Source organism: Streptomyces sp. NPDC057002, assembly GCF_042673825.1.
Taxonomy (GTDB): Bacteria; Actinomycetota; Actinomycetes; order Streptomycetales; family Streptomycetaceae; genus Streptomyces.
The window spans coordinates 68,962-82,642 of the sequence record NZ_JBHURZ010000007.1; the positions used below are offsets into that span (position 1 = coordinate 68,962).

At 72.9% G+C, this 13,681-nt stretch carries 16 protein-coding genes; 6 read left to right on the top strand and 10 right to left on the bottom strand.

Annotated elements, in window-relative coordinates; translation table 11 throughout:
* Nucleotides 1-15: 15 nt before the first annotated feature.
* Nucleotides 16-1,605, bottom strand: coding sequence for a DUF692 domain-containing protein (locus ACFT32_RS31410; RefSeq protein ID WP_382496040.1), 1,590 nt, complete (start codon nucleotides 1,603-1,605; stop codon nucleotides 16-18).
* A gap of 241 nt (nucleotides 1,606-1,846) precedes the next feature.
* Here ACFT32_RS31410 and ACFT32_RS31415 point away from each other — a divergent pair, with 241 nt between their 5' ends.
* On the top strand, nucleotides 1,847-2,341 hold the full coding sequence (locus tag ACFT32_RS31415; protein WP_382496676.1) for a potassium channel family protein: 495 nt from the start codon (nucleotides 1,847-1,849) through the stop codon (nucleotides 2,339-2,341).
* An 8-nt stretch (nucleotides 2,342-2,349) separates the two neighbouring features.
* On the opposite strand, the gene ACFT32_RS31420 is transcribed toward ACFT32_RS31415, so the two are convergent.
* Nucleotides 2,350-2,802 carry a hypothetical protein gene (locus ACFT32_RS31420; protein ID WP_382496042.1) on the bottom strand — a complete coding sequence of 151 codons (453 nt, stop codon included), beginning with the start codon at nucleotides 2,800-2,802 and terminating at the stop codon, nucleotides 2,350-2,352.
* Between the two features lie 120 nt (nucleotides 2,803-2,922).
* Complete coding sequence (locus tag ACFT32_RS31425) at nucleotides 2,923-3,855, bottom strand: LysR family transcriptional regulator (protein ID WP_382496044.1); 933 nt, start codon at nucleotides 3,853-3,855, stop codon at nucleotides 2,923-2,925.
* A gap of 116 nt (nucleotides 3,856-3,971) precedes the next feature.
* Between ACFT32_RS31425 and ACFT32_RS31430 the strand changes: the two genes are divergently transcribed.
* Complete coding sequence (locus tag ACFT32_RS31430) at nucleotides 3,972-4,337, top strand: darcynin family protein (RefSeq protein WP_382496046.1); 366 nt, start codon at nucleotides 3,972-3,974, stop codon at nucleotides 4,335-4,337.
* A gap of 9 nt (nucleotides 4,338-4,346) precedes the next feature.
* Here ACFT32_RS31430 and ACFT32_RS31435 read toward each other — a convergent pair whose 3' ends face one another.
* Nucleotides 4,347-5,132 carry a peptidyl-tRNA hydrolase gene (locus tag ACFT32_RS31435; RefSeq protein WP_382496048.1) on the bottom strand — a complete coding sequence of 262 codons (786 nt, stop codon included), beginning with the start codon at nucleotides 5,130-5,132 and terminating at the stop codon, nucleotides 4,347-4,349.
* On the opposite strand from ACFT32_RS31435, the gene ACFT32_RS31440 reads away from it, so the two are divergent.
* Together ACFT32_RS31440 and ACFT32_RS31445 are read left to right on the top strand one after the other, a co-directional pair.
* Nucleotides 5,131-5,994 carry an ATP-binding cassette domain-containing protein gene (locus ACFT32_RS31440; RefSeq protein WP_382496050.1) on the top strand — a complete coding sequence of 288 codons (864 nt, stop codon included), beginning with the start codon at nucleotides 5,131-5,133 and terminating at the stop codon, nucleotides 5,992-5,994. The two genes, ACFT32_RS31435 and ACFT32_RS31440, sit on opposite strands and share 2 nt — an antisense overlap.
* Entirely contained in the window at nucleotides 5,991-6,662 is a 672-nt protein-coding gene (locus tag ACFT32_RS31445) for an ABC transporter (protein WP_382496052.1), read from the top strand. The genes ACFT32_RS31440 and ACFT32_RS31445 overlap by 4 nt, the downstream gene beginning before the upstream one ends.
* Here ACFT32_RS31445 and ACFT32_RS31450 read toward each other — a convergent pair.
* From ACFT32_RS31450 to ACFT32_RS31460, 3 genes are all read right to left on the bottom strand, one after another.
* On the bottom strand, nucleotides 6,654-6,833 hold the full coding sequence (locus tag ACFT32_RS31450) for a hypothetical protein (protein WP_382496054.1): 180 nt from the start codon (nucleotides 6,831-6,833) through the stop codon (nucleotides 6,654-6,656). The genes ACFT32_RS31445 and ACFT32_RS31450 overlap by 9 nt on opposite strands.
* Before the next feature lie 18 nt (nucleotides 6,834-6,851).
* A complete protein-coding gene (locus ACFT32_RS31455; protein ID WP_382496055.1) occupies nucleotides 6,852-7,685 on the bottom strand; it encodes a polysaccharide deacetylase family protein in 834 nt (277 codons plus the stop codon).
* Between the two features lie 62 nt (nucleotides 7,686-7,747).
* The gene (locus ACFT32_RS31460; protein ID WP_382496057.1) at nucleotides 7,748-9,265 is read right to left on the bottom strand and encodes an FAD-dependent oxidoreductase; all 1,518 of its coding nucleotides are present in this window, start codon (nucleotides 9,263-9,265) and stop codon (nucleotides 7,748-7,750) included.
* Between the two features lie 86 nt (nucleotides 9,266-9,351).
* On the opposite strand from ACFT32_RS31460, the gene ACFT32_RS31465 reads away from it, so the two are divergent.
* A complete protein-coding gene (locus ACFT32_RS31465) occupies nucleotides 9,352-9,735 on the top strand; it encodes an ArsR/SmtB family transcription factor (RefSeq protein WP_382496059.1) in 384 nt (127 codons plus the stop codon).
* Nucleotides 9,732-10,217 carry an SRPBCC domain-containing protein gene (locus tag ACFT32_RS31470; protein WP_382496061.1) on the top strand — a complete coding sequence of 162 codons (486 nt, stop codon included), beginning with the start codon at nucleotides 9,732-9,734 and terminating at the stop codon, nucleotides 10,215-10,217. The genes ACFT32_RS31465 and ACFT32_RS31470 overlap by 4 nt, the downstream gene beginning before the upstream one ends.
* Nucleotides 10,218-10,226: 9 nt before the next feature.
* Here ACFT32_RS31470 and ACFT32_RS31475 read toward each other — a convergent pair whose 3' ends face one another.
* From ACFT32_RS31475 to ACFT32_RS31485, 3 genes are all read right to left on the bottom strand, one after another.
* On the bottom strand, nucleotides 10,227-11,084 hold the full coding sequence (locus ACFT32_RS31475) for a PPK2 family polyphosphate kinase (RefSeq protein ID WP_382496063.1): 858 nt from the start codon (nucleotides 11,082-11,084) through the stop codon (nucleotides 10,227-10,229).
* Between the two features lie 86 nt (nucleotides 11,085-11,170).
* Nucleotides 11,171-12,583, bottom strand: a complete 1,413-nt coding sequence (locus ACFT32_RS31480; RefSeq protein ID WP_382496065.1) for a PhoX family protein — start codon at nucleotides 12,581-12,583, stop codon at nucleotides 11,171-11,173.
* A 90-nt stretch (nucleotides 12,584-12,673) separates the two neighbouring features.
* Nucleotides 12,674-13,570, bottom strand: a complete 897-nt coding sequence (locus tag ACFT32_RS31485) for a slipin family protein (protein WP_382496067.1) — start codon at nucleotides 13,568-13,570, stop codon at nucleotides 12,674-12,676.
* Nucleotides 13,571-13,681: the final 111 nt, after the last annotated feature.

Here is a 13,681-nt window from a genome sequence, read left to right on the forward strand (position 1 = left end):
TAGAGGGGGCTCCCCTCAACGCCGCAGCAGGACCCTGCGTGTGGCGCGAGCGAGTCGCTGGGCCGGGCGCCGGGAGCGCGGCGTGGGGCCCGACCGCTCCAGCCACCACTCCCGCAGTTCCCGCCGCACCTGCGCGTCCCCGGGCCGCCCGGCGGACAGCAGGTGCTCGGCGAAGGTGAGGGCGTCGCGTCGGTAGCCGTCGGTCATCGGGTGGGTCTGGGCGTAGCCGAGGAAGGCGGGCCGGTAGTCCGCTCCGAGGATCACCGGCAGCTCGGGCGCGACCTTCCCCACGACATCCGCCCGCTTGGCGGCGAGCGCCCGCGCCTGTACGCCGACCCGTGCCCGGTCGAACCCCTCGGGCACGGGGGTCCCGGCGACCAGCGCGGACAACAGCGCGGCCTGCGCGAGCCCCACCCGCTCCCGGGCACCGGGGTGGGGCAGGTCGAAGGCGCCCCGTGTCGCCCCGACCTCCCCGGTCTCTCGGCCCCGCTTCCCGGCGCTGCCACCGTCGAGCAGCTCGCCTTGTGCGCCCCCGACCCCGGCGCCCTCGAGCTGCTCGGCGTCGGCGCCCGCGTGCAGCTCGCCGCCGGCGTCCAGCGCCGCTTGGGCCCGCTGCCCGGCGCTGCCACCCGCGAGTAGTTCGCCCCGCGCGTTCCGGGTCTCGCTGTCCCGTCGCTCGGCGTACGCCCCCGACGGCAGCCCGGCTTCAGTGCCCCCTGCCCCATCCCGTCGCGCAGCCACGTCACCCGCCGTGCGGAGTTCCGTCTTCACGCGCTCGACGGCACCCGTCTCCAGCGCCCGTCGGATCGTGCCCAGCTCCCGCTCCAGTTCCGCCGGTTCCGGGAAGTTCTCGTCGCGTTCCAGGAGGACGCCCGGTGGGGAGACGCGGGAGGCGAGGTCGGTCAGGATGTCGAGGACCGGCCGGGGGACGGGGTGGGCGTGGCTGTCGTGCCAGACGCCGTCGCGTTCGAAGCCGCCCGCGACATGGACGTAGGCGATGGCCTCGAGGGGCAGCTCGGCGAGGGCCTTGGCCGGGTCCTCGCCGCGGTTGACATGGTTGGTGTGCAGGTTGGCCACGTCGATGAGGAGACGGACCCCCGTACGGTCGGCCAGCTCGTACAGGAACTGGCCCTCCGTCATCTCCTCGCCCGGCCAGGAGATCAGCGCGGCGATGTTCTCGACGGCCAGCGGCACCGGCAGTGACTCCTGCGCGATGCGGACGTTCTCGCAGAGGACGTCGAGGGCGTCCCGGGTCCGGGGCACGGGCAGCAGATGGCCCGCCTCCAGGCGCGGGGACGCCGTCAGCGCACCGCCCGCCCGTACGAACGCGATGTGCTCGGTGACCAGCGGCGAGCCGAGCGTCTCCACCCGCTCGGCCAGCGCGGCCAGCCGGCCCTCGTCGGGCCGGTCAGCGCCCCCGAGGCCCAGTGAGACGCCGTGCGGCACCACGGTGACGCCGCGTTCGCGCAGCCGCAGCAGCGAATCGGGCAGATGCCCGGGGCAGACGTTCTCGGCCACGGCCTCGACCCAGTCGATCCCCGGCATGCGCTCCACGGCGTCCGCGATCTCCGGTCGCCATCCGATGCCCGTCCCCAGTCGCTCCATTTCGTCCCCCTCCTCCGCACGGCCCGATCCTCGAACGTGAGGGGGGTATGGCCCAGCCGCCCGGCCCCGAACCCTGCCACGGACGCCTTCAGAGGAACATTTGAGGTTCACCGACGGAGGCACCGGGCTCGCGCCACCCCCTGATACGCCGTAGACCGGAACTGTGCCCGAAGGCAGCGAGCAGCCGCAGCGCCCCGCGCGGAAGAGGGAGCCGGAGTCCGGGGCGGCCGGTGTCCGCCGGCTGCGGATCGGAGCCGGAGCCCTGCTCGTGGCGGTCGGCACGGCCTATTTCCTGTTGCCGCTCGAAGGGCTCGGCGCCGACCGCCCCTGGCTGGGCTGGCCGCTGTTCGCGCTGTGCCTGACGCTCGTCGCCGCGCTGCTGCTGCGCCATGTGCGCGACGTGGTGCTGGAGAAGCCGCAGGCCCGGTCGGGCCTCATGATCTCGCTGCTCATGTGCCTGGCCGTGCTGGTCTTCTCGTCCGGCTACTACGCCCTCGCCCAGCAGCCGGGCCAGTTCGTCGGTCTGAGCACCCGCGTCGACGCGCTGTACTTCACCGTCGTCACGCTCGCGACCGTCGGCTACGGCGACATCACGCCGAGCGGACAGGAGGCCCGCATGGTGACCGTCCTGCAGATCCTGTACACGTTCGTCTTCCTCACCGCGGCGGCCACCGCGCTGACCCGTCGGCTGCACACGGTGGTCGCCGACCGGGACCGGCGTCCGCCGCCCGACTGACCCGGCGCCTACGCCGTGCTGGAGGCGCGGTAGTTGAACACCGACCACAGGACGAACAGACCGGTCACGATCATGATGATCGACCAGAACGGCTGGTACGGCAGCCAGATGAAGTTCGCGATCAGCGCCAGCCCGACCACGCACGCGCCGGCGACCCGCGCCCAGGTGGCGCCGGTGAACAGGCCGAGCCCGGCCAGCACCACGAGCACCCCGACGACCAGGTGGATCCAGCCCCAAGCGGTCAGGTCGAACGCGAAGACGTACTCGCCGAAGCTCGTGTACACCTCGTCGTTCGCGATCGCCGCGATGCCCTGGAGCACCGCGAACAGGCCGTAGACGACCATCAGGGTGCCGCCGAGGGTGAGACCCCCGGCCGCCCAGGAATCGCCGCTGCCACCGGAGCCGCCGGGCGTCCGGTCGGAGGCGGGCGGAGTGGGGGGAGGGTGGGCTGCGCTGGTCATGGCTGCCTCCTGGGTCGGGTCGACTCGTAACCCCACTGGAGCACCCGCCCGCGACCGGCGCGCTCGCGGCTGCGCCGAACGGGTGGACGCCCCGCGGCTCCGCCGGGGACGTCAGGGACGTCAGGGACTGGGCCGAAGGGTCCGGCGGACCGCGTCCCTGAGCCAGCGGTGCGCTCCGTCGGCGGCGTGGCGGGGATGCCAGGCGATGCCGATGACCAGGGGCGGCAGCGGCATGGGGATGTCGAGCAGGCCGAGTCCGAGCGCGGCGGCGGCTTCGGTCACGGGTGACGGCGGGGCGCCGGGCAGCGCGGCGGGGACGAGGCAGACGACGTCGCTGCGGGCGGCGAGGTGCAGTGCGGCCAGGTGGCTGGGGAGCACGGCGGTGACCCGCCGGCGGAGGTTTTGCTCGGCCAGGGCGGTGTCGAGGGGCCCGGTGAACCGGCCGCGGCGGCTGACCACCACGTGCTCGGCGGCGGCGAGCCGGTCAGGGGTCAGGGTGTCCCGGGTGAGGGGATGACCGTCCCGGACCGCCGCCACCATCCGCAGCGCGACCAACTCCTCGACCTGGGTCTCGGGGTCGACGTGGTCGATCGATCCGATCTCCAGGTCGATCCGGCCGTCGCGGAGGGCCGGCCCGGCCTCCAGTTCCTCGGCGCGCAGCCGCAACGAGACGCCCGGTGCCTCCTCCCGGGCCAGGTCCAGCAGCCCGGGGGCCAGCGCCGCGGCCACCAGGTCGGAGGCCTGGAGGGTGAAGGTGCCGCGCAGGGTGGCGGGGTCGGCCTCGGAGCCGGGGCCGAGCAGTGCCCCGAGGCGGTGCACCACCGCGGCGGCCTCGTCACGCAGTGCCTGGGCCCGGGGGGTGGGGACCATGGCCTGCCCCGCCCGGACCAGCAGGGGGTCCTGGAGGACACGGCGGAGGCGGGCGAGGGTGCGGCTCATGGCCGCGGGGGAGGTGTGCAGGCGTTCGGCGGCGCGGGTGACGCTCTGCTCGTCGAGCAGGGCGTGCAGTGCCACGGCGAGATTCGCGTCGATGACCGGATCCGTGCTGTTCACCAGAGTAATTCCATTCCGGGCAATGATCCCTTGCTGAAGTTCCCATTGTGGCAACGGTGTTGGTCTCCGGAGGATGAGGAACGTCAGCCGCTCGACGACCCACCGAAGGAGCCACGATGTCCACCGAGGAAACCACTGTGCCCGTGACGGCTTTCATGCTCGTCAAGACCACACCCGAATGGCTCGCCATGACACCCCACGAGCGCGTGAACGCCCTCGCCACCGAGGTCGTCCCCGTGGTCAAGGCCAAGACCACAGGCGTCCGGTCACGCTTCTACGACACGGAGTTCTACTCCGCCCGCGTCACCGACGTCTGGGTCTGGGAGGCGGACGACCACCACGCCTACCAGCTCCTCGTCGACGCCCTGCGGGAGACGCCCTTCTGGGACCGCTGGTTCGAGGTCGTCGACCTCCTCGTCGGCACCGAGAACGGCTACGCGCGGACCTACGGCGTCGACGCCGTGACCACCATCACGACCTGACGCGCCGCCCTACGGCCGACCCTCGCGCGCGAGGGCACGGATACGGTCGACCCCTTCCACCGCGAAAGTGGCGCCGGGGGCGATCTCCGTGAACCCCGCGTCCCGGACCACCGGCAACCCGCTGTCCGTCAGTTCCGGCCAGCGGGCCGGGGCGGCCGTCCGTACGGCGAGCGGGAAGCCCGCGTCATGCCAGGCGGCCCGCTCCTCGTCGGTCAGTTCCCACCAGGCCAGCTGGGCGGCGTGGCCCGCCTGGGCCATCGCCTTGCCGGCCGTCATGCCGAGGTGCGGGTTCACCCACAGCACGGGGGCGGCCGGGTCCGCGTCCACGGGCGGCTCCGGGTCGTCCAGGTCGGTGCCGGAGACCTGGAGCCGTGCCAGGTCCTTGGGCCAGCCGTCCAGCGGGACCGGCGGGAAGACTCGCACCTGGGCCGACTCGCCGGTGACGGTGATGCCGGGCAGCGCCTCGGCCCGCCGCCACTCGGCCCCGCGCGCCCGCCGCACCACCTTGCGGATCCGGGCGTCCTGCCAGTCCCGCATGGCCTGGGCCCACTCGCCGTCGCCGGTCGACCGCTGGTCGTCCAGGATCGTCAGCACGGCCAGCGCGGCCGTCTCGAGCGCGTCCGTACGCGCCGGCGGGTCCGCCCGCTCGATCCGCACGACCAGCGGCAGCACGAACTGCGGCGCCGTGTCCCGCGTAGAGGGCTCGGACCGGAAGGGGCTGTCACTGACGGGCGTCGGGTGTTCGCTCACGAAGCCCAGTCTGCCAGCCGCAAGATCGTGCAGTATGGGCCCCATGCGACCCGACCTGTCCCTGGAGAACGCGGGCCGCCGCTATGGCCTGCGCGGCCCCTGGGTGCTGCGTGGCGTCGACCTGACGGTGGCCCCGGGCCGCCTTGTCCGCGTCGAAGGCGCCAACGGCACGGGTAAGTCCACCCTCCTGCGCCTGCTCGCCGGTATCGACGCTCCCAGCGAAGGCCGGATCACCGGCCGGCCGCGCACGGCCTACGTCCCCGAGCGGTTCCCGCCGGCCCTGCCCTTCACCGCCGTCGGCTACCTCACCCACCTCGGCACCGTGCACGGCCTGTCCCGCACGACGGCCGCACGGACCGCCGGTGAGTGGCTGGAGCGCCTCGGGGCCGCCGCCTACGCCGATACGCCGATGGCCCGGCTGTCCAAGGGGAGCAGCCAGAAGGTCGCGGTCGCCCAGGCTCTGCTGGCGGAGCCGGAACTGTTGGTGCTGGACGAGGCGTGGACCGGTCTGGACACCGATGCCCGCGCCGAGTTGGAGCGGGCGGTCGCCGCGCGCACGGCGGCCGGTGGATCCGTGGTGTTCGTCGACCACGACCCGCGCCGCCTCGCGGGTCTGCCCGACGCGACGTACGCCGTGCGCGACGGGAGTCTTGTTCCGTGCGAGGTGCCGGGACCGCGGCCGTCCGGACCGCACGTCACCGTCGAGGCACAGGGCCCGCCGGACGGTCGGCTTCCCGACGACGTGCGGCGGACCGCCGCCTCCGCCGAGGAGACCGGACCGGGCCACTACCGCCTGACCGTTGCCGCCCCGCACTCCGACATCCTGCTCCGCGCCCTGCTCACGGCCCGGCCTCCCTGGCACGTGGTGCGCGTGGTTCCGCAGCCGGATGCCGGGGGCAGCCGATGACGGCCCTCCTGCGTTACCACGCCGCCCTGCTGCTGCGCTCGCAGCGCTGGCTGCCGCCGTTCCTGCTGTACGCCGCCTTCCTCGCCGTCAGCGTCCAGGCCGGCCAGCCGGTGCTCGACTCGCTGGGCTACTCCGCCGCCGCGCTGCTGCCCGTCGCGGCCTGGCTGGCGCGGATCTGCGTCACGGGCGAGCCGGAGGCCGCGCGCGGCTGCGTGGCGGCGGCCGCCGGGCCCGCCCGGGCCCATGTGGCCTGCCTGCTGGTGGCACTGGCCGGCACGGCGGCGCTCGGCTCGGTCACGACCCTTCTCGTGACACTGCTCAGCGACCCGGTCGCCTCGGACCACCACACCCGGGTGCCGCTTGCCCCGGCCTGCGGTGCCGGGCTGCTCGCCACCCTGGCCTGCGCCCTGCTCGGCACAGCCGTCGGCGCGCTGACGAGCCGGCCGCTGCTGCGGTCGCGGGGCCGTGCCGTCCTGGCCCTGCTGCTCGCGGCGCTGTTGTCCCTGGTGGCCACCGGCTCCCCGGCGCAGGCGGCGGTGCAGGGCCTGGTGACCGGATCTCGGTCAGGCACCGTCCCGCTCCCGCTGCTGCCGCTGGCAGCGGCAGCCCTGGTCACGGCAGCGGCGCTGGCCCTGGCCGGTGCGATCGTCTCTCGCCGATCACCCTGAGCAGGCCGTGCGCTGCGCCTCCTGCCACTCGCAGACCGGGCAGAGCGTGATGCCCTTGTACGACTCCGGGTACTCCGTGGGCTCCCGGCACAGCACGCACTCGGCGTACGGCGGGCCCTCCGCGAGGGGTGGCCTGGTCGCGTCGATCAGGCAGTAGTCGTTGTCGTTCATATGTTCAGCGTAGGCCGGTCAGGGCCGCCCGCCCACGGCCCCGACCAGCTCGGACACCTTCACGAACCGGAAGCCCCTGCGGCGCAGCTCCGGCACGATCGTCCGCATGGCCCGTTCGGTCGCCGGGGCGGCGCTGCGGGTGCAGTGCAGGACGACCACCGAGCCGGGCCGCACCCCGTCCAGCACCTGCCGGGCGACCACGTCCGGGTCCGTTTCGAACGCGTCACCGCCGACCACGTCCCACTGCACCGCGGTCACCCCGGTCGGGGTCAGGGCCTTCAGGGCCCGGCGGTCGTAACAGCCGCCGGGAAAGCGGAAGTACGGCAGCGGATCCGGTACGCCGGCCTCGCGTAACGCGGCGTACGCCCGCTCCACGTCCGACCGCTTCCGCTCCTCGGACACGGTCGGCAGGCCGTAGCAGTCCGGTGTGTAGGCGTAGTGGCTGTAGGAGTGGTTGGCGACCTCGAAGAGCGGGTCCCGGCCGATGGAGCGGGCCTGCTCCGGGTACTCCTCGGCCCACCGCCCGGTCATGAACACGGTGGCCCGCACCTTCAGCGCGCGCAGCGTCGAGATCAGCCGCGGATGGTCGAACCGCTCGCCCGCCGCCGCCCGCGCCCCCTGCCCGGCGGTCATGTCGGCGTCGAAGGTCAGCGCGACGGTCCGGCCGCGGGTGCGGGGACCGTGCTCGAAGACGGGGGTGAGGCCGGCCGGACCGGGGACGAGGGTGGGGTGCCTCGGCGGTGGTGCGGGCACCGGCGTGGTGAGCGCCCGCGGAGGCTGGGTGGTACCGCAGGCGGCGAGGGCCGTGCTCAGGGCGCACACGGTGGTGACACGGCGGAGAAGGGCGATCACCGTATGAAGATATGAGCGGGATCGTTCCCTTATGCGTGACGACCGCTGGTGTCACCCGGCCGTCAGATGTCCCGCTGCTCCAGCGGCTTGGTCGCCGGGCCCTGGATCACCTTGCCGTCCGTGTCGAAGCGGGAGCCGTGGCAGGGGCACTCCCAGGCGCGCTCGGCGCCGTTGAAGGCGACCAGGCAGCCCAGGTGGGTGCAGCGGGCGGAGACGGCGTGCAGGCTGCCGTCGTCGTCCCGGTAGACCGCGAGGCGATGGCCGTCGGCGCGGACCACGGCGCCCTCGCCGGGCGGCAGGGCCTCCACGGGCGGCACGGGCCGCAGCCGGTCCCCCACGAAGTGCCCGGCGACCTTGGCCTGCGTCTTGAGGAACGACGGCGCCTCGCGCACGGCCGGACGCAGCCGCCGCGGGTCGTACAGCCCGCTCCACGCGCACTCCTCGCCCGTGATCCGCGCGGTGAGGAGGCGGCCCGCCATCATGCCGCCGCTCATGCCCCAGCCGCCGAAGCCGGTGGCCACGTACGCGTGCCGCGCACCCGGGTGCAGCGGGCCGACCATCGGCACGGTGTCGGTGGGGTCGATGTCCTGCGTGGCCCAGCGGTGGGTGACGTCCAGGTCCGGGAAGTGGTCCCGGGCCCAGGCGGTGAGGTGCTCGAAGCGGGCCCGCGGGTCGCCGGTGCCAGGTGTGAAGTGCTCCCCGGTGACGATGAGCAGCCGCCGGTCGCCCTCGTGCGGTGCCGTGCGCACCGAGCGGATGCCCTCGTCGGGCGTGATGAACATGCCGTCCGGGTCCCGGTCCGCGGGGATCGTCCCGGCCACCACCAGCTCGCGGCGCGGCGACAGCCGGGCGAACAGCAGGGCCCGGTCGAAGATCGGGTAGTGCGTCGCGACGACGACGTCCCGGGCCCTGACCGTCGCCCCGGTCGTGGTCGACAGCCGGCACGGCTCGCCCTCGTCCAGGCCGAGGACGGCGGTGTCCTCGTAGATCCGCCCGCCGTGTTCGGCCAGGTCGGCGGCGAGGGCCAGCAGGTACTTGCGCGGGTGGAACTGGGCCTGTCCGGTGACCCGGACCGCGCCGGCCACCGGGAAGGGCAGCCCGGTCTCCGTCACGAACGAGGCGGGCAGCCCGGCCTCGGCGGCCGCCCGCGCCTCGGCGCGCAGTTCGTCCACCCGGCCCGCGTCGCACGCGTACGTGTAGGCGCTCCGGCTCTCCCACTCGCAGTCGATGCCGAGTTCCTCGACGATCCCGGCCGCCCGCTCGATCGCCTCGGACTGGGAGCGGGCGTACAGCCGCGCGCCCTCGGGGCCGCGGGTGCGCCGCAGCTTGTCGTAGACCAGCGTGTGCAGGGCGGTGACCTTGGCGGTGGTGTGGCCGGTGACCCCGGCCGCGACCCGCCCGGCCTCCAGCACCGCCACGCTCCGTCCGGCCCGCGTCAGCTCCCACGCCGTGCACAGACCGGCGATCCCGGCGCCGATGACCGCCACGTCGACGTCCACGTCCTCGGCCAGAGCCGGGTGGCGGCCGTCCGGTGCCGTCTGAAGCCAGTACGAGCTGCTGACCTGCTCCTTCTCGCTCATGGGGCGCCGAGTACCCCCGAGGGCCCGCTTCAGCGGACGGGCGTGTCGCTTTACAGGGCGGGCCGGCGGAGCTAACGTACAACCAAATGGTTGTAGATGAGTTGAGCGACGAGACGGTGGACCGGCTGTTCCACGCCCTGGCCGACACCACACGCCGGGACATACTGCGCCGCTGCGTGCGCGGGGAGCTGTCGGTGTCGCGGCTGGCCGAGTCGTACCCGATGAGCTTCGCGGCCGTGCAGAAGCACGTCGCCGTGCTGGAGCGGGCGGGTCTCGTCACCAAGCAGCGCAGCGGACGGGAGCAGCTCGTGTGCACGGACCCCGAAGCGGTGGGCCGCGCACGCCAGGCCCTCGACGAACTCGAGTCGGCATGGCGCGGGCGTGTGGACCGGATGGCCCGGCTGCTCGCCGAGGACCCCGGAACCGAAGAGAACGAAGAGAACGACACCACGGAAGGACCCCGAAGATGAGTGTCACCAGTGTCGACAAGGACCTCGACCACCTCACCCTCACCCTGATCGCCGACTTCGCCGCCCCCGTCGAGCGGGTGTGGCGGCTGTGGGCCGACCCCCGGCAGCTGGAGCGCTGGTGGGGACCGCCGACCTACCCGGCGACCGTGGAACAGCACGACCTGACCCCCGGCGGAGAGGTCACGTACTTCATGACCGGACCGGAGGGCGACCGGCACCGCGGCTGGTGGCGGATCTCCTCGGTCACCCCGCCTACGGCCCTGGAGTTCACCGACGGCTTCGCCGACGACGACGGAAAGCCCAAGGACGACATGCCGACCATCTCCGTGCGGGTGACCCTCACCGAGCGCGGCGGCGGCACCCGGATGGAGATGCGCTCCCTCTTCGACACCCGTGAGCAGATGGAGCAACTGGTCACCATGGGCATGGAGGAGGGCCTGAAGGAGGCCGTCGGCCAGATCGACGCCCTGCTGGCCGCCTGACCGGCCGGATCAGGACTGCCGCAGCAGCAGCTTCCGGAGCTCCGCCACGTCGAAGTCCGTCTGGGGATACCGCGGATCCAGCTCCTCCAGATGTTCCAGGAGCAGGGTGCTGACCGCCCAGTTGCGGTACCACTTGCGGTCGGCCGGGACCAGGTACCAGGGCGCGTACGAGGTGCCGCAGCGCTCCATGGCGATCTCGTAGGCCTCCTGGTACGCGGGCCACAGGGTGCGGTCCTCGATGTCGGAGGCGGCGAACTTCCAGCGCTTCTCCGGCTCGTCGAGACGCTTGAGCAGCCGGCGGCGCTGCTCCTCGTAGGAGAGGTGCAGAAAGCACTTGACCAGGGTCACGCCGTCGTCCGCGAGGGACTTCTCGAAGCGGTTGATCTGCTCGTAGCGCCGGTTGATCTCGGGGGCGGACGCCAGGGCGCGGACGCGGGCGATCAGGACGTCCTCGTAGTGGGAGCGGTCGAAGATGCCCAGTTCGCCGGGGTGCGGGAGCGCCTTCTCCACGCGCCACAGGAAGGAGTGGGTGCGCTCCTCGGCCGTGGGCGCCTTGAACGGTGTGATGCGGCAGCCGGACGGGTTGAGCAGCCCGATCACATGCTTGACCGTGCCGCCCTTGCCGCTGGTGTCCATGCCTTGGAGGACCAGCAGGACGCGGCGCCGGTCGCCCGCGGTGCTCGCCGCCCACAGCCGCTCCTGGAGGACGGCGAGGCGCTCGCCGATCCGGGCCGTGGCGGCCCTGCCCGCGGCCTTGCCGTCCGGGCCGCCGGGGGTGGCGGCGGCGTCGTGACGGGACAGGTCGAGCGGCTCGCCGGCCGGGACGCGCAGCCGCTCACGCAACAAGGTGCCGTGTTTGTGACCCACCGGGCCCCCTTTCGGCCTGGAGCCTCGATCATCCGCCCGGGCGCCGGGTTCCGCACCCGGCGCCCCGGTCGGGAGCGCGGCCGCGGCTACCGGCGCCAGGGGCCCGTCACCGCGAACGTGGTGCCGGGTGTGTAGCAGTTGACGTACATCGTGTCGCCGTCGGGGGAGAAGGTGACACCGGCGAACTCACCCCACTCGGGCTCCTCGGGGGTGCCGCCCGCCGCGGTAGCGGCAGATGTGATCGCCTGTCGGTTGCGGGCCATCGCGTACACCTCGCCGCGCCGGGTCACGCCGTAGACGTGCTGGGCGCCGTTGCCGTCCTCGCAGACCATGAGGCCGCCGCTGGGCGCCAGGCAGATGTTGTCCGGCGACTCTCCCGGCAGCTGGATGTCGGTGTCCGGGCCGAAGACGATCACCAGGGTCAGCCGGCGGCGCTCGGGGTCGTAGCGCCAGATCTGCCCGTAGTGGTCGGCCGTCGAACCGTCCGAGCGGCGGGCGAAGGACGACACGAAGTACACCGAACGGCCGCCCCAGTAGCAGCCCTCCAGCTTCTGCGCGTGGGTGATCCCCCCGCGGCCGAAGTCCTGGAACCGGATGGGCGTCCGCGCGGCCCCCGGGTCCGGTACGTCCACCCACTCGATGCCGTCGAACTCGGCGGCAGCGCCGACGGACTGGATCGTGGACAGGTCGGGCACGCCGGGCACCCGCATGGCCTGGAGCCGGCCGCCCGCGCGCAGCGAACCCCGGCCGCCCAGCGGCTTCTCCGGCAGGAAACGGTAGAAGAGGCCGAAGGGCTTCTCGAAGGCGTCCTCCGTCTCGTACACCACACCCCGCCGGGGGTCGACGGCGATCGCCTCGTGCTGGAAGCGGCCCATCGCGGTCAGCGGTACGGCTCCGGTGCGGCGCGGGTCGGCCGGGTCGACCTCGAAGATGAAGCCGTGGTCCTTGGTGTAGCCGTTGGTGCCGGCCTTGTCCTCGGTCTCCTCGCAGGTCAGCCAGGTGTCCCACGGGGTGGGGCCGCCCGCGCAGTTCACGGCGGTGCCGGCGATCGCGACGCGTTCCGACACGACGTTGTTGCGGGCGTCCAGCGTCAGGGCCGTACAGCCGCCCTTCCCGGCCGGGTCGTAGGTGAGGCCCTCGACCGTGGGGACCGGGACCCTGCCGTCGGCGCGGTTCTCGTGATTGCGGACCAGATGGACCCGGCCGCCTTTGCCCGCGAAGGCCGACATGCCGTCGTGGTTGGAGGGGACCTTGCCCTCACCCGAACGGAGCCGGTCCCCCTCGCGGGAGAGGACCCGGTAGCGGAAGCCTTCCGGGAGGTCGAGCAGGCCCTTCGGGTCGGGGACGAGCGGGCCGTAGCCGTGGTGGCCGAGGCCCTGTGCGGCGGCCGTGCCGGTGAAGAGTTCGGACAGGGCACCGGAGAATCCGATCCCGATGCCCAGGGCGCCCGTTCCGGCGAGCACCTGACGTCGCGTGGCGATACGACCGGTTTTGGTCATGGCGGAACCTTCCTGCTGGCGGACAGGAACTGTGATCCCGCTGTGTCTATCACCTGGTGCGGGCGGCGTGAACCACGCGCGTAGCGCGGGTCACTGCTCCACCGCCCGACGCAGCTCTTCCATGGCCTGTTCTGTCTTGTCGAGAGGGTGCTCCGCCGTGTCGAGGGAGGCCTGTGCCTCCTGTTCGGGTGCCGGTGTCTGTGACTGCGCCTGGGTCTGCCGGCCCTCTTCGTGGCCCCGTTCCAGGAACCGCAGCAGTTCCACCGGGATGGGGAGCACCAGCGTGGAGTTCTTCTCCGCCGCCACGGCCATCACGGTCTGGAGCAGCCGGAGCTGGAGCGCGGACGGCGTGTCGGCCATCTGGTGCGCGGCCTGGGCCAGCTTCTTGGAGGCCTGGTACTCGGCGTCCGCGTTGATCAGACGGGCCCGCCGCTCCCGGTCGGCCTCGGCCTGGCGGGCCATGGAGCGCTTCATCGTGTCCGGCAGGGACACGTCCTTGATCTCCACCCGGTCGATGGTCACACCCCACTCCACGGCCGGGCTGTCGATCATCAGCTCCAGGCCCTGGTTGAGCTTCTCCCGGTTGGACAGCAGATCGTCCAGCTCGCTCTTTCCGATGATCGAGCGCAGGGAGGTCTGTGCCATCTGGGAGACGGCGAAGCGGTAGTCCTCGACGTTGACGATCGCGGCCGCCGGGTCCACGACCTTGAAGTACACCACCGCGTCGACCCGCACGGTGACGTTGTCGCGGGTGATGCCCTCCTGGGCGGGGATGGGCATCGTCACGATCTGCAGATTGACTTTGCGCATCCGGTCCACCGCGGGAATGATCATGTTGAACCCGGGCCGCCGCACATCCCCGTGCACGCGCCCGAGCCGGAAGACGAGCCCGCGCTCGTACTGCTTGACGACCCGCGCCGCCGAGGCCAGATAGACCAGACCCGCGGCTCCGGCGGCCACTATCGCCGCGACCAGCTCTTGGACCATGACGACCTCCCCGTTCAGAGGTCCCGTTTCGGCTACTTCTGCAACGATATGCCGGGACCGGGGTCCGGGGCCATGCCCCATCGGCACGGGGAACCGCGCGACCGGTCCCCA